Raw genomic sequence first — 15,380 nt, 5'->3', positions numbered from 1 at the left:
CTCAGTGTTTGTGTAGAGCATTGACGTATGATATAATAATGAAGTTGAAAAAATAAAATAGGATATTCATGGAGGTTTTTATACATGACAGCAACTTGGGAAAAAAAGGAAGGTAACGAAGGCGTTTTAACCGTTACAGTTCCAGCAGAAAAAGTAGACAAAGCAATTGATCAAGCTTTCAAAAAAGTAGTTAAACAAATAAATGTGCCAGGTTTCCGTAAAGGGAAAGTACCTCGCCAAATTTTTGAACAACGCTTTGGCGTAGAAGCACTATATCAAGATGCCGTTGATATCTTATTACCAGAAGCTTATGGTGAAGCTATTGACGAAACTGGAATTAAACCAGTCGATCAACCAGAAATCAATGTAACTACAATGGAAAAAGGTAGCGATATGACATTCGAAGCGAGTGTAGTAGTTGAACCTGAAATTGAGTTAGGAGACTATAAAGGTCTTGAAATTGAAAAACAAAATGTTGAATTAACTGAAGAAGAATTACAAGAATCAATTGACCACCAATTAGGCCACTTAGCTGAAATGGTAGTTAAAGAAGATGGCGCTGTTGAAGACGGCGACACAGTTAACATCGACTTTGATGGTTACGTTGATGGCGAACAATTTGAAGGTGGACAAGCTGAAGGCTATGACCTTGAAATTGGTTCAGGTTCATTTATTCCAGGATTCGAAGAACAATTAGTTGGTGTTAAAATTGGAGAAGAAAAAGACGTTACTGTAACTTTCCCAGAAGAATACCATGCTGAAGAATTAGCTGGAAAAGAAGCTACTTTCAAAGCTAAAGTAAATGAAATTAAATATAAAGACGTTCCAGAATTAACAGATGAGATTGCGAATGAATTAGACGCTGAAGCAAACACTGTTGATGAATACAAAGAAAACTTACGTAAAAAACTAACTGAGCAAAAAGAAACTGACGCTGAGAATAATCAAAAAGAAGAAGCAATTAGCAAAGCATCAAATAATGCTTCAGTTGAAATTCCAGACGCTATGATTAACACTGAGTTAGATCGTATGGTTCAAGAATTTGGACAACGTATGCAACAACAGGGTCTTAATTTAGAAACATATTACCAAATTTCTGGTCAAGATGAGTCGCAATTAAGAGAACAAATGAAAGATGATGCAGAAGAACGTGTTAAAACAAACTTAACATTAACTGCTATTGCTCGATGCTGAAGAAATTGAAGTAACTGAGGCTGATATCGATAAAGAATTAGAAAAAATGAGCGGACAATTTAATATGTCAGTAGAAGATATTAAACAAACGCTTGGTAATACTGATATCGTTAAAAATGATGTTCGTATCCAAAATGTTATCGATTTATTAGTTAAAGAAGCAAAATTAGTAGAACCATCTAAAGATGACTCTGAAGCGTAACTAAATATAAAAAGAGCAAATTATTTTGTGAATTATATGTTGGTCGTTTAATATAGTAAACTAGTAGCAGATGCATTCAAATAATGTATCTGCTACACTATTTTTAAAGCAAATAACTTGTGAAAGTTGTAAGTTGCATATTAAAATGCTATTTAGTATAGTCTTTAGGGAATAGGGGTGTAAATAGAATGTTCAAATTCAACGAAGATGAAGAAAATTTAAAATGTTCTTTCTGTGGCAAAGACCAAGATCAAGTTAAAAAGCTAGTTGCAGGAAGTGGCGTTTATATTTGTAATGAGTGTATTGAGTTATGTTCAGAAATTGTAGAAGAAGAATTAGCTCAATCGGAACCTGAAGGGTTAACTGAATTACCGACACCAAAAGAAATTATGAACCAATTGAATGATTATGTAATCGGTCAAGAAAAAGCTAAGAAATCATTAGCTGTAGCTGTTTACAATCATTATAAACGTGTACAGAATTTAGGACCAAATGAAGATGAAGTTGAATTACAAAAAAGTAATATCGCTTTAATTGGACCTACTGGTAGTGGTAAAACACTTTTAGCACAAACATTAGCTAGAACATTAGATGTACCTTTTGCAATTGCTGATGCTACAAGTTTAACTGAAGTCGGTTACGTAGGTGACGATGTTGAAAACATCTTACTACGCTTAATGCAAGCAACTGATTTTGATATTGATAAAGCTGAAAAGGGTATTATTTATGTCGATGAAATTGACAAAATAGCTAGAAAATCAGAAAATACATCAATTACACGTGATGTATCTGGTGAAGGTGTACAACAAGCATTGCTTAAAATCTTAGAAGGCACAACTGCAAGCGTGCCACCTCAAGGCGGTCGTAAGCATCCTAACCAAGAGTTAATTCAAATTGACACAACAAACATTTTATTTGTTCTTGGTGGTGCCTTTGATGGTATAGATGAAGTAATTAAACGTAGATTAGGTGAGAAAGTAATCGGATTTGCAAGTAGTGAAGCTTCAAAATATGATGAAGATGCAATACTTGAACAAATCAGACCTGAAGATTTACAATCATATGGTTTGATTCCAGAATTTATCGGTCGTGTACCTATTGTTGCTAATTTAGAAACATTAAATGTAGATGCACTGAAAAATATTCTAACTCAGCCTAAAAATGCTTTAGTGAAACAATATACTAAAATGTTAGAACTTGACGATGTAGAATTGGTATTTACTGATGAAGCATTATCTGCAATCAGTGATAAAGCAATTGAACGTAAGACAGGCGCACGTGGCCTTCGTTCAATTATAGAAGAAGCTTTAATTGATATTATGTATGACGTGCCTTCTTCTGAAGGTGTTGTAAAAGTCGTGATTACAGAAGAAACAATTAATGATGAAAAAGATCCTGAACTATACGATAAAGAAGGTAACCTTGTAAACAAGGAACAAACTTCTGCTTAAATTAGGTGAATCAAATGAGGTCGGGACATATCACATGTCTCATCCTCATTTTTTATATTGGCAGTGGCTGACTGAATTGAAAATGTACTTATATCAACCTTTTAAAGAGATTCAGCTCTTGTATTCCAATTTATAGTCATTCTTGCCGGGGTGGGACGACAAAAATTCATTAGAAAAATTAGTTTTCTGTCCTAGTCCCATTTTTTAAAAAAGAAAGCATAGATAAAATAAAAATACATATTCATATAAGCCATAGTGTAATATAATAAACAATGAGTTCAGAAGAAAAGAGGGACGATAATGAAAGTTAATCCTAATGAAATAGAATTATTAATTAGTGCAGTAAAACCGGAACAATATCCAGAAACCGGTTTAAGTGAAGTTGGCCTAAGTGGCAGATCTAACGTAGGTAAGTCAACGTTTATCAATAGTATGATTGGTCGAAAGAATATGGCAAGAACATCTCAACGACCTGGTAAGACACAAACACTTAATTTTTATAATATAGATAATCAACTTGTATTTGTTGATGTACCTGGTTATGGCTATGCGAAAGTGAGTAAATCACAACGTGAAGCATTTGGTAAAATGATTGAAAGATATATTTCACAAAGAGAATCCTTGAAGCTTGTCATTCAACTTGTTGATTTACGACATAACCCAACCGAAGACGATATCATTATGTACAATTATCTTAAATACTATGAAATTCCAACACTTATTGTAGCAACGAAAGAAGATAAAATTGCTAAGGGTAAAGTACAGAAGCATTTAGCGAAGATTCAGCAAAAATTAGAAATGGAAGCTGAGGACGAGATTATAAGCTATTCTTCAATTAAAAAAGACAAACAACAAAAAATATGGAATATGATTGAAAGTTATTTGTAATGATTACATTGAAGTAATATGTTTTGCTTTAAATAGGTTGAATTTAGTACAATTATGACAACATTTTGAATGTAAATTAGAAGAATTATAATTTACTCGAGCAAGATGGTTAACTCATGATGTAATTGTGTTATAATTTACTTATTGTAATATGTATGGAGGGCGTTATAAATGCATTTAATTGCGGTTAGCATAAATCATCGTACAGCAGATGTAGCATTGAGAGAAAAAGTTGCTTTTAAAGATGATGCCATACGTTCAGCCAATGTTGATTTATTTGAAACAAAATCTATTTTAGAAAATGTTATATTATCAACTTGTAATCGCACAGAAGTATATGCAGTTGCGGATCAAATTCATACTGGTCGTTATTATATCCAACGATTTTTAGCGAGATCATTTGGGTTTGATGTTGAAGATATTAAAGAAATGACTGAAGTAAAAGTGGGGGACGACGCAGTAAATCATTTATTGCATGTTACTTCAGGCTTAGATTCTGTTGTTCTTGGGGAAACTCAAATTCTTGGACAAATTAGAGATGCATTCTTATTAGCTCAAGAAGAGGACACAACAGGTACTATATTTAATCATCTTTTCAAACAAGCAATTACATTTGCGAAAAAAGCTCATAGTGAAACTGATATTGCAGACAATGCAGTAAGTGTTTCTTATGCGGCTGTTGAACTAGGTAAAAAAGTATTTGGCAAAATTGACAATAAGCAAGCTTTGATTATTGGTGCAGGGGATATGAGTGAATTATCACTCTTAAATTTAATTGGTTCTGGTGTCACAGATATAACAGTTGTTAATAGAACATTGAGTAAAGCTCAAAAATTAGCAATGAAACATCATGTGAAATTTGAATCAATGGAATCATTACCAAAACTTTTAGCTAATGTGGATATTGTTATCAGTTCAACAAGTTCAGACGAATATATTGTGACAAACGACATGATGCGTTCTATTTCAACAGAACGTAAAAGTGATTCACTTGTTTTAATAGACATAGCGGTTCCAAGAGACATTGAGCCTAATATTAATACAATTCAAGATGTATTTAATTATGATGTAGATGACTTGAAAGGATTAGTGGATGCTAATCTCAGAGAACGTCAAATAGCAACAAATGATATTATGCAACGAATCCCAGGAGAAATTGTAGCACATAATGAATGGGTAAGCATGTTAGGCGTTGTACCTGTTATTCATGCCTTAAGAGAAAAAGCAATGAATATTCAGGAAGATACTATGGATAGTATTGATAGAAAATTGCCTGCCTTAAGTGAGAGAGAACGTAAAATCATTTCAAAACATACTAAAAGTATTATAAATCAAATGTTGAAAGATCCAATCAAACAAGCAAAAGAATTGAGTAATGATAGAAATAGTAACGAAAAATTAGAGCTGTTTCAAAACATTTTTGACATTGAAGCTGAACAGGCTTATGAACCTAAAAAAGAAGAAGTGAAGTGCCAACTAGTCAAATCTTAAGTTTTGAATAAGCACATGCAAATGGTGATAATATGCAAGAATTTTCATTTATAAGATTAAATGAACTTATATTATTAATTTATTTATTTAGTATTGCTTGTTACTTTTTTGATTTTGTGAAAAAGCATTATAAAGTTAGAAAAATTGGTTTTGTTACATTAGGGATTGTTTGGGTGTTACAAACAATCTCTTTATCTATTTATGCTAATGTAACGAAACAAATTCCGTTAGGTAATGTTTTTGATGTGTTTTTTGCATTAGCTTGGTTGATTATTTCTATTTCTATAGTGATTAGTGTCATCAAGCAAATAAATTTTTCGATATTTTTATTTAATTTAATTGGTTTTGTACTAATTGCTATAAATACATTTCAACCTATGCATTATCAAAGTGCAGGAGATAAATTAAGTATTATAAACGAATTGTTAATAGTACATATTGCCTTTGCAATTATAAGTTATGCCCTGTTTGCTTTTGCATTTGTTAATTGTATATTATATTTAATACAGTATAAAAATTTAAAGCAGAAACGTTTTAATCAAAAATATTTTAGAATCGGTAGTGTAGCTACACTAGAGCAAGTTGTGTTTTATAGTAGCCTAATCGGTTTTATATTTATCATATTAAGTATCATTTTAGGTACACAATGGGGTATAAATACTTTAGGTTTACACATATTGAATGATCCTAAAGTAGTGATGTCTATAATTATTGCATTGCTGTATGGTGTATATATCATCTTTAGAGTAAGACATACGTTAAGTAAACATAATTTGATTTATTTTAATCTCAGCTTATTTTGCTTAAGTATGATTAATTTGATTTTTGCTTCTCATATATCTGATTTTCATCAATGGACAGGGATATGATTACAGATAGAAAAGGTTAATTGTTAAATATAGTCATTTCTAGGAGGTTGCGCCTAATGCGTAAGTTAATCGTTGGTTCACGTAGAAGTAAGTTAGCTATAACTCAAAGCCAACAATTTATTGAAAAATTAAAAGCTGTTGATCCAGAATTAGATATTGAAATTAAAGAAATAGTAACAAAAGGTGACCGTATTGTAGATAAACAATTATCTAAAGTAGGCGGTAAAGGGCTTTTTGTAAAAGAAATTCAAAATGAATTATTTGATCATGGTATAGATATGGCGATACACTCTTTAAAAGATGTCCCTAGTGTCATACCAGAAGGATTAACTCTAGGTTGCATACCAGATCGTGAAAATCCATATGATGCGTATATTGCTAAGAATCATGTTCCTTTACATGAACTTCCTGACAATAGTATCGTAGGTACAAGTTCTTTACGCCGTGGTGCTCAAATACTTGCGAAATATCCTAAATTACAAATAAAATGGATACGAGGCAACATTGATACACGTTTAAGTAAGTTAGAAACTGAAGATTTCGATGCAATTTTACTTGCAACTGCTGGTTTGAAACGTATGGGATGGTCAGATGATATCGTGACAACTTATTTAGATAAAGAGACTTTAATACCGACCATCGGACAAGGTGCTTTAGGTATTGAGTGTCGTGCGGATGATGAAGAGCTGTTAGCATTACTTAAGCAAGTTCACAATGAAGATGTAGCAGATTGTGTTACTGCTGAAAGAACATTCTTAGAGCGCATGAACGGCAGTTGCCAAGTTCCAATCGGTGGCTATGCTACGAAAAGTAGTGATGGTACAATCGAATTCACAGGCTTAATTATGTCTCCTGATGGTAAAGAACGTTATGAGCATACTGAGCGCGGAGAGAATCCAATTGAAATCGGTGAAAAAGTAACTGAAGTTTTAAATGCACAAGGTGCATATGAAATAATAAAGGCACTAAACGAAGAACAATAATCGTTTGAGGTGAAAATAATGAGACCAGTGATAGTAATGACACAGACTAGTGAATTTAACAAAGAAGATACATGTATTCTACACAAGCCCTTCATAGATGTAGAGCCGTTATCCTTTGATTTGAATTTGCTAGATGTTAACTATGACTGGCTTATTTTTTCGTCTAAAAAAGCTGTGAAACATTTCCAACCATATTTACCTATGTTAAATATACAAAAAATTGCAGTAATTGGTGAAAAAACAGCTGATTATTGCAAAACTTTAGGTCTAGATGTTTCGTTTTGTCCCACAGATTATTCACAAGAAGGCTTTCTTGAGGAGTTTGAAGCGATAAAAGGCAGTCGCATCTTATTACCATCAAGCGCAAGCAACAAGAACGTTATTACAAAATGGTTTAAAACAACAAGGGTATTTAGTTAGAAAAATTGACTTATATGAACCTGTTCCACATACTGAGAATATAAATGAAGTCTTAAGTCTCATAGCTGAAAATAAAATAGATGCTATTACTTTTGCGAGCTCATCAGCTGTGCGATATTTTTTTGAAAGTCGTCAACATATACCTTTTAATAATTATTTTGTCATTGGCCAACAAACATTGGACACATTAAATACATTTAATGTTCAGGGCACGATGTCAGAAATCCAAACATTAGAATCATTAGTTCAAAAAACTTTAGAAAGTTGGGAAGATAATGCAATTTGATAGACACAGAAGATTACGTAGTAGTAAATCACTGAGAAACATGGTGAGTGAAACGCACGTTCGCAAAGAAGATTTGATTTATCCAATATTTGTAGTTGAACGTGATAATGTGAAAACAGAAATTAAATCTATGCCTGGCATTTACCAAATCAGTTTAAATTTATTAGGTGAAGAAATTAAAGATGCGTATGATTTAGGTATAAGAGGCATCATGTTTTTTGGTGTGCCAAATGAAAAAGATGAAGTTGGTACAGGTGCGTATGATCATAATGGCATCATCCAAGAAGCAACAAGAAAAGCGAAGTCTATGTACAGTGACTTATTAATCGTTGCGGATACGTGTTTATGCGAATATACAGACCATGGTCACTGTGGTGTGATTAATCATGAGACGAAAGATGTTGATAATGATAAATCACTACCATTACTCGTTAAGACTGCAATTTCTCAAGTTGAAGCTGGTGCTGACATTATTGCGCCAAGTAACATGATGGACGGATTCGTTGCAGAAATTAGAGCGGGTCTAGATGAAGCTGGTTATTATAATGTGCCAATTATGAGTTATGGTATTAAATATTCTTCTAGTTTCTTCGGTCCATTCCGTGATGCAACAGAATCTGCACCACAGTTTGGTGATCGCAAAACATATCAAATGGATCCTGCAAATAGAAGAGAAGCACTTAGAGAACTTGATAGTGATTTAAACGAAGGCGCAGACATGATGATTGTTAAACCTGCTCTAAGCTTCTTAGATATCATTAGAGATGTTCGAAATACTACAAACGTACCTGTAGTCGCTTATAATGTAAGTGGAGAATATAGCATGACAAAAGCAGCCGCACTTAATGGCTGGATTGATGAAAAAGCGGTAGTTATGGAACAAATGATTTCAATGAAGCGTGCAGGCGCAGATTTAATTATTACGTATTTTTCAAAAGATATTTGTAGATATATTGATGAACAATAAGGAGGTTATTTAGAATGCGTTATACTAATTCTGAAAAAGCGATGGTAAAAGCTGAACAATTGATGCCCGGTGGTGTCAATAGTCCAGTAAGAGCTTTCAAATCAGTAGATACACCAGCAATATTTATGGACCATGGTGAAGGTTCAAGAATATATGATATTGATGGTAATGAATACATCGATTACGTTCTAAGTTGGGGGCCATTAATTTTAGGACATAAAAATAAGCAGGTAATTGATAAAATTCATGAAGCCGTGGATAATGGTACAAGTTTCGGTGCTTCCACACTACAAGAAAATAAATTAGCTGAACTCGTTATTGATCGTGTGCCATCTATTGAAAAAATACGTATGGTTTCATCAGGTACTGAAGCAACCCTTGATACATTACGCTTAGCACGTGGTTATACTGGTCGTAATAAAATCATTAAATTTATCGGTTGTTATCACGGTCATAGTGACTCACTATTAATCAAAGCAGGATCTGGTGTCGCAACGCTTGGTTTACCTGATTCACCAGGAGTACCTGAAGGTATTGCGAAAAATACAATCACAGTTCCATATAATGACTTAGACGCACTAAAAGTTGCTTTTGAAGAATTTGGTGACGATATTGTCTGGCGTTATAGTAGAACCTGTAGCTGGTAATATGGGCGTCGTACCTCCAGTTGAAGGATTTTTACAAGGCTTAAGAGACATCACTACAGAATATGGTTCATTACTTATTTTCGATGAAGTGATGACAGGGTTTAGAGTGGGATACAACTGTGCGCAAGGTTACTTTAATGTAACACCAGATTTAACTTGTTTAGGTAAAGTAATCGGTGGTGGCTTGCCAGTTGGTGCTATTGGTGGTAAGAAAGAAATTATGGATCAAATTGCGCCAGCGGGTGATATTTATCAAGTCGGTACGTTATCAGGTAATCCATTAGCTATGACAAGTGGTTATGAAACACTAAGTCAATTAACTCCTGAGTCATATGATTATTTTAATAAATTAGGTGACAAATTAGAAGAAGGATTGAAAGCGGTCTTTGCAAAACATCATGTGCCAATCACTGTAAATCGTGCTGGTTCTATGATAGGATATTTCTTAAATGCAGGGCCGGTGACAAACTTTGAACAAGCAAATAAAAGCGATTTAGAAATGTTTAGTCAAATGTATAGAGAAATGGCAAAAGAAGGCGTATTTTTACCGCCTTCCCAATTTGAAGGAACATTTCTTTCAACAGCGCATACAGAAGCTGATATTGAACAAACAATACAAGCATTTGATACCGCTCTAAGTCGAATTGTATAAAGTTTATTTTTAGCCCGAACAACCATGGTGTTGATCGGGTTCTTTTATATGTAAAGTACTATGAAGTATAATGATACCTATGAAAGTTGTGAGTACATGAGTAAGCAATTAAGAAACAATATCATCGTTTTAGCGTTAGCTTTATTTTTAAGTTTTATACTTAATGCGACCAATATATTATTGCCATTTATGTTTGGTCCTATTATTGCCAGTATAATTTGTGTGAGATATTTGCATTTAGAAATAAATTGGCCATTTTGGCTAAGTCAAATTGGTTTAGTGTTACTAGGTGTTCAAATTGGATCTACTTTCACTAAAGAGGTTATTTTAGATATTAAAGATGATTGGTTTACTATTGTAATAATTACAGTGTTATTACTTGGGCTCGCGTTAATCATTGCTTATTTTTTCAAAAAAATAGCAAAAGTAAATACTGAAACAGCAATACTTAGTGTCATTCCAGGTGCATTGAGTCAAATGCTGATTATGGCCGAAGAAAATAAAAAAGCGGATATTATGGTAGTGAGTTTGACTCAAACTTCGAGAATTATATTTGTGGTTATTCTTGTGCCTTTTATTTCTTACTTTTTTAAAGACTCACAAGAATTAGCAACCGGTGGAACTGGAGTAACAGCAACGTTGACTGAAGCTTTATCGATGCCAAGTATTATCTTTTTGACATTAGCTGTAATCGCTGTATATATCGTAATGGGTAAAATTAATTTTCCGACAAAACAGATACTTGCACCTATTCTTGTACTAATATGTTGGAATTTATTGACAGGTGCTAACTTTACATTAGATAATTATATTATTGCAGCTGCACAAGTCATATATATGATTAGAATTGGCATTCAAATTGCGCTCTTATTAGATCAGATGAAAGGGCGAATTGCCGTCGCAATCGCTTTTCAGAATATATTACTCATATTGTTAGCTTTCGTAATGGTGCTAATCATTTCTACATTTTCGACGCATTCAGTAAATGAATTGTTCTTGGGCGCTGCTCCAGGAGGTATGAGTCAAATTGTTATTGTGGCATTAGAAACAGGTGCGGATGTCGCATTGATTTCTAGTTACCATATCTTTAGAATATTCTTTATTTTATTCTTAATTGCGCCAGCGATAAACGTGTTCTTGAAACATCGTGAAAAAAACTTAATTAAACTGATGATATTTTTAATTAGAAAATTGAACAATTACATCACAATTATATATTACGACTTTTATACACAATATTATGATATAGAGAGGGTGAGACCGTGTTAGAAAATGTGATATAGGCATATCAAATCACTTTTCAGTTAAAGTGACACTACTTTTTGAGCGAATAAGGTGAACCAAAAGTCACAATTAACAAAGTGTTTCTAACATATATTATGAAAATTATTTATATCATGGTCATCATTCTTCTATGGATTAATGTCATACTGACCTACGATATTGTAAAGGGTATCGTTGCAGTACTATTGACTTTACTTATAATCAGGTTGTATAAAAATAAAAAGATTGTTAAAAATAGTCACAAAAAACGAGATTTATAAAAGTTTTAAATTTTACAACACTTTTCTATTTATTTAAAATTAAAAATGTAGAATCGCTACTCTGTGAATTGCCAATATAAAAAATAAGGCTGAGACAAAATACATGTCTCAGCCTTATTTTTTATATAGTCTATTGAAATAATTTGGGTTTTGGGCGGGCATTTTGTTGAATCATGCTGAAAGATATCGAAAAATAAAATTTTCTCAAAAGGGAATGATCTATGGCTAATTAAAGCCTTTGCCTCGATAATGCTTTGGATTATTAGGACATGATTGCATATGTGCATTATACAAACCGGCAGCCTTCTAAAAATGAATAAACTGTCACTGGCCCTAAAAATTTAAAACCATAACGCTTCAATGTTTTCGATAATTCTGTTGCGCGTGTGTCTACAGTAATACGATCACTTGGATGTGTATAGCCACAATCGATAGGTTGGTGATCTACATATGACCATAGAAAATCACTGAAACTTCCGAAGTCTTTTTCTATTTCAAAATATCCTTTTGTTTGTCCTACAATAGCTTCTATCTTTTTTCTATTATGAACGATATTAGGAAATGTCATCAAGCGGTCTATATCATCTGGTGTCATTTTGGAGATAAGCACTGGATCAAAGTCATAAAAAGCTTCTTCGTAAGATGCTTTTTTCTTTAAAATTGTTAACTAGGAAAGACCAAGCATGTTGTGATTCTAAAGCCATCAGTTTAAATAATTTCAAGCTATCATAAAGTGGTTGGCCCCACACTTCATCATGATATTCCAGATAGGTTGGATCTTTTGTGCCAAATGCGCATTCATTCATATATTTTCACTCCATTCCATTGACTTATCTTAACATCCATTATACTATAATTAAGTAAAGAAATATTGTCTACTGGGAAGAGTAAATAGGTTTAGATTTAACAGAGAGTACATGTATGCTGAGAATGTACAGTTTAACTTATTGAAGGTAGCCCACATTGAACTTTAGCTGAAATACTACAATGTAATTGTATGTAAAATAGGTTAAAGCGTGTTTGAGCGTTAATCATAATTTTAAGTGCTTGAAATTAGTGAACTAATTTCTTGAATTTAGGTGGTACCACGGGAAATCCGTCCTATATATTTATAGGGCGGATTTTTTATTTTAAGGAGGATTTTAACGAATGGAAATGAAACCAAAATATAATCCGAACGAAGTTGAGTCAGGGCGCTATGAAGAATGGCTTGATAAGGGCTATTTTAAAGCGTCTGAAGATAATACAAAAGAAACATACACAATTGTTATCCCACCACCAAATGTAACGGGTAAATTACACCTAGGACATGCATGGGATACAACGTTGCAAGATATATTGACACGTATGAAACGTATGCAAGGTTACGATACTTTGTATTTACCTGGTATGGACCATGCCGGTATAGCAACACAAGCCAAAGTAGAAGCTAAATTAAATGAGCAAGGATTATCTCGTCATGATTTAGGTCGTGAAAAATTCCTTGAACAAGCCTGGGATTGGAAAGAAGAATACGCTACATTTATTAGAAAACAATGGGCTAAACTAGGATTAGGTTTAGATTACAGCAGAGAAAGATTTACATTGGATGAAGGATTGAGTAAAGCAGTTAATAAAGTATTCGTTGATATGTATAAGAAAGATTTAATCTATCGCGGAGAATATATTATTAACTGGGATCCCATCGCTCGTACTGCGTTATCAGATATTGAAGTTATTCATGAAGACGTACAAGGTAAATTTTATCATTTTAAATATCCTTATGCAGATGGTGAAGGCTATATAGAAATCGCTACAACACGTCCTGAAACAATGTTAGGTGATACTGCGATTGTTGTGAATCCTAATGATGATCGTTATAAAGATATCATTGGCAAAAAAGTTATATTACCAATCCTAGGTAGAGAATTGCCTATCTTAGCAGATGATTATGTAGATATTGAATTCGGTAGTGGTGCTATGAAAGTAACACCTGCGCATGATCCAAATGACTTTGAAATCGGTAACCGTCATGACTTAGAACGCATTATTGTTATGGATGAATCTGGTAAAATGAATGACAAAGCTGGTAAATACGAAGGTTTAGATAGATTTGACTGTCGTGAACAGCTTGTAAAAGATTTAGAATCTGAAGGTTTAGTTATTAAAATAGAAGAGCATGAACATTCTGTTGGTCATTCTGAACGTTCTGGTGCAGTTGTAGAACCTTATTTATCTACACAATGGTTTGTAAAAATGAAACCTTTAGCAGAGCAAGCATTAGATAATCAAAAAACAGATGATAGAATCGATTTTGTACCTGCAAGATTTGAAAAAACATTTAACCGTTGGATGGAAGAAATTAGAGATTGGACAATTTCACGTCAATTATGGTGGGGACATCAAATTCCTGCATGGTATCACAATGAAACTGGCGAAATTTACGTCGGTGAAGCAACACCAGAAGATATTGAAAATTGGACACAAGATGAAGATGTATTAGACACATGGTTCTCTAGTGCATTATGGCCATTCTCAACGTTAGGTTGGCCAGACGTTGAAGCTGAAGACTTCCAGCGCTACTTCCCAACGAATGCATTAGTAACTGGTTATGACATCATCTTCTTCTGGGTGGCAAGAATGATCTTTCAAGGATTAGAATTTACTGGAAAACGTCCTTTCGATGATGTATTATTACATGGATTGGTCCGTGCAGAAGATGGACGTAAAATGAGTAAATCTCTAGGTAACGGTGTTGATCCAATGGATGTTATCGATGAGTATGGTGCAGATAGCCTAAGATATTTCTTAGCAACTGGTTCTTCACCAGGTCATGATTTACGTTACTCTACTGAAAAAGTTGAATCTGTATGGAATTTTATCAATAAAATTTGGAATGCGACTCGATTCAGTTTAATGAATATTGGGGATGACTTTAAAGTTGAAGATGTAGACTTATCAGGTAATCTATCATTAGCAGATAAGTGGATTTTAACGCGCTTAAATGAAACGATTGCTAACGTTACAGATTTAAGTGACAAGTATGAGTTTGGTGAAGTTGGTCGTACGCTTTATAACTTCATTTGGGATGATTTCTGTGATTGGTATATTGAAATGAGTAAAATACCAATGAATAGCGATGATGAAGCACAGAAACAAGTAACGCGTTCTGTACTAACTTATGTGTTAGATAATACAATGAGAATGTTACACCCATTCATGCCATTTGTTACTGAACAAATTTGGCAAAATCTGCCACATGAAGGTGAAACAATTGTTAATGCACCTTGGCCTAAAGTGAACGATGCATTGATTTTTGATGAAAGTAAAGAAACGATGCAACAACTTGTTGAAATAATTAAATCTGTTAGACAATCACGCCTGGAAGTAAACACACCATTATCTAAAGCAATACCTATTTTCATTAAAGCAAAAGATGAAAATGTTAAAGATACGCTAGTAAATAATTCAAATTATATAGATAGATTCTGTCATCCTAGTGAACTTACAATCGATACAGCAGTTGAAATACCTGAAAAAGCGATGACATCTATTACTACAGCTGGTGAAGTTGTTTTACCACTTGAAGGTTTAATCGACATGGATAAAGAGATTGAGAGATTAGAAAACGAACTTGGGAAATGGGAAAAAGAATTGGATCGTGTTAATAAAAAATTAGCAAACGATAACTTCGTTAATAAAGCACCTGAAAAAGTAATCAATGAAGAACGTGAGAAAAAACAAACGTATCAAGAAAAATACGAGGGTGTTAAATTACGAATTAATCAATTAAAAGCATAGGAGTCC

8 protein-coding genes, 4 pseudogenes and 1 other annotated feature are annotated in these 15,380 nt (G+C 33.3%); of the genes and pseudogenes, 11 read left to right on the top strand and 1 reads right to left on the bottom strand.

The features are described from left to right. Window positions 1-84 precede the first annotated feature (84 nt). The 10 genes and pseudogenes from tig to ABLV90_RS12400 all read left to right on the top strand — a co-directional run bounded on the left by tig (window position 85) and on the right by ABLV90_RS12400 (window position 11,319). Window positions 85-1,396 (top strand): annotated as a pseudogene (tig, locus tag ABLV90_RS12445) (trigger factor). 188 nt (window positions 1,397-1,584) lie between these two features. Further along, window positions 1,585-2,847, top strand: a complete 1,263-nt coding sequence (gene clpX / locus ABLV90_RS12440) for an ATP-dependent Clp protease ATP-binding subunit ClpX (protein ID WP_460872715.1) — start codon at window positions 1,585-1,587, stop codon at window positions 2,845-2,847. Window positions 2,848-3,147: 300 nt separating this feature from the next. Beyond that, window positions 3,148-3,735: a ribosome biogenesis GTP-binding protein YihA/YsxC gene (gene yihA / locus ABLV90_RS12435; RefSeq protein WP_046465528.1), complete on the top strand. Its 588-nt coding sequence runs from the start codon at window positions 3,148-3,150 to the stop codon at window positions 3,733-3,735. A 171-nt stretch (window positions 3,736-3,906) separates the two neighbouring features. Continuing rightward, window positions 3,907-5,226, top strand: coding sequence for a glutamyl-tRNA reductase (hemA, locus tag ABLV90_RS12430; RefSeq protein WP_460872714.1), 1,320 nt, complete (start codon window positions 3,907-3,909; stop codon window positions 5,224-5,226). Window positions 5,227-5,258: 32 nt separating this feature from the next. Next, window positions 5,259-6,095, top strand: a complete 837-nt coding sequence (gene ccsA, locus ABLV90_RS12425; RefSeq protein ID WP_285323336.1) for a cytochrome c biogenesis protein — start codon at window positions 5,259-5,261, stop codon at window positions 6,093-6,095. 56 nt (window positions 6,096-6,151) lie between these two features. Beyond that, entirely contained in the window at window positions 6,152-7,078 is a 927-nt protein-coding gene (gene hemC, locus ABLV90_RS12420; RefSeq protein ID WP_460872713.1) for a hydroxymethylbilane synthase, read from the top strand. Window positions 7,079-7,096: 18 nt separating this feature from the next. Beyond that, window positions 7,097-7,784: pseudogene (locus ABLV90_RS12415) on the top strand (uroporphyrinogen-III synthase). Further along, entirely contained in the window at window positions 7,774-8,751 is a 978-nt protein-coding gene (gene hemB / locus ABLV90_RS12410; protein ID WP_460872712.1) for a porphobilinogen synthase, read from the top strand. Before ABLV90_RS12415 ends, hemB begins: the two are co-directional and overlap by 11 nt. Before the next feature lie 14 nt (window positions 8,752-8,765). Then, window positions 8,766-10,050: pseudogene (hemL, locus tag ABLV90_RS12405) on the top strand (glutamate-1-semialdehyde 2,1-aminomutase). A gap of 96 nt (window positions 10,051-10,146) precedes the next feature. Next, entirely contained in the window at window positions 10,147-11,319 is a 1,173-nt protein-coding gene (locus tag ABLV90_RS12400; protein ID WP_460872711.1) for an AbrB family transcriptional regulator, read from the top strand. 500 nt (window positions 11,320-11,819) lie between these two features. Here the strand turns inward: ABLV90_RS12400 and ABLV90_RS12395 are convergent. After that, window positions 11,820-12,400, bottom strand: a pseudogene (locus ABLV90_RS12395) (DNA-3-methyladenine glycosylase I). 59 nt (window positions 12,401-12,459) lie between these two features. Continuing rightward, window positions 12,460-12,701: a binding site (T-box leader), on the top strand. A 42-nt stretch (window positions 12,702-12,743) separates the two neighbouring features. Between ABLV90_RS12395 and ABLV90_RS12390 the strand changes: the two are divergent. Continuing rightward, window positions 12,744-15,374, top strand: coding sequence for a valine--tRNA ligase (locus tag ABLV90_RS12390; protein WP_460872710.1), 2,631 nt, complete (start codon window positions 12,744-12,746; stop codon window positions 15,372-15,374). The last annotated feature ends 6 nt before the right edge of the window (window positions 15,375-15,380 follow it).

The sequence above is a fragment of the Staphylococcus sp. 2S1 genome, assembly GCF_046721335.1.
GTDB classification, from domain to species: domain Bacteria; phylum Bacillota; class Bacilli; order Staphylococcales; family Staphylococcaceae; genus Staphylococcus; species Staphylococcus equorum_A.
The sequence above is the reverse complement of the archived record's forward strand: the minus strand, read 5'-3'. Positions and strand labels throughout refer to the sequence as shown.

What these genes read in the sequence shown, in the direction of transcription:
- clpX (WP_460872715.1), top strand. Translation starts at nt 1,585, where the DNA reads ATGTTCAAATTCAACGAAGATGAAGAAAATTTAAAATGTTCTTTCTGT.
- yihA (WP_046465528.1), top strand. Translation starts at nt 3,148, where the DNA reads ATGAAAGTTAATCCTAATGAAATAGAATTATTAATTAGTGCAGTAAAA.
- hemA (WP_460872714.1), top strand. Translation starts at nt 3,907, where the DNA reads ATGCATTTAATTGCGGTTAGCATAAATCATCGTACAGCAGATGTAGCA.
- ccsA (WP_285323336.1), top strand. Translation starts at nt 5,259, where the DNA reads ATGCAAGAATTTTCATTTATAAGATTAAATGAACTTATATTATTAATT.
- hemC (WP_460872713.1), top strand. Translation starts at nt 6,152, where the DNA reads ATGCGTAAGTTAATCGTTGGTTCACGTAGAAGTAAGTTAGCTATAACT.
- hemB (WP_460872712.1), top strand. Translation starts at nt 7,774, where the DNA reads ATGCAATTTGATAGACACAGAAGATTACGTAGTAGTAAATCACTGAGA.
- ABLV90_RS12400 (WP_460872711.1), top strand. Translation starts at nt 10,147, where the DNA reads ATGAGTAAGCAATTAAGAAACAATATCATCGTTTTAGCGTTAGCTTTA.
- ABLV90_RS12390 (WP_460872710.1), top strand. Translation starts at nt 12,744, where the DNA reads ATGGAAATGAAACCAAAATATAATCCGAACGAAGTTGAGTCAGGGCGC.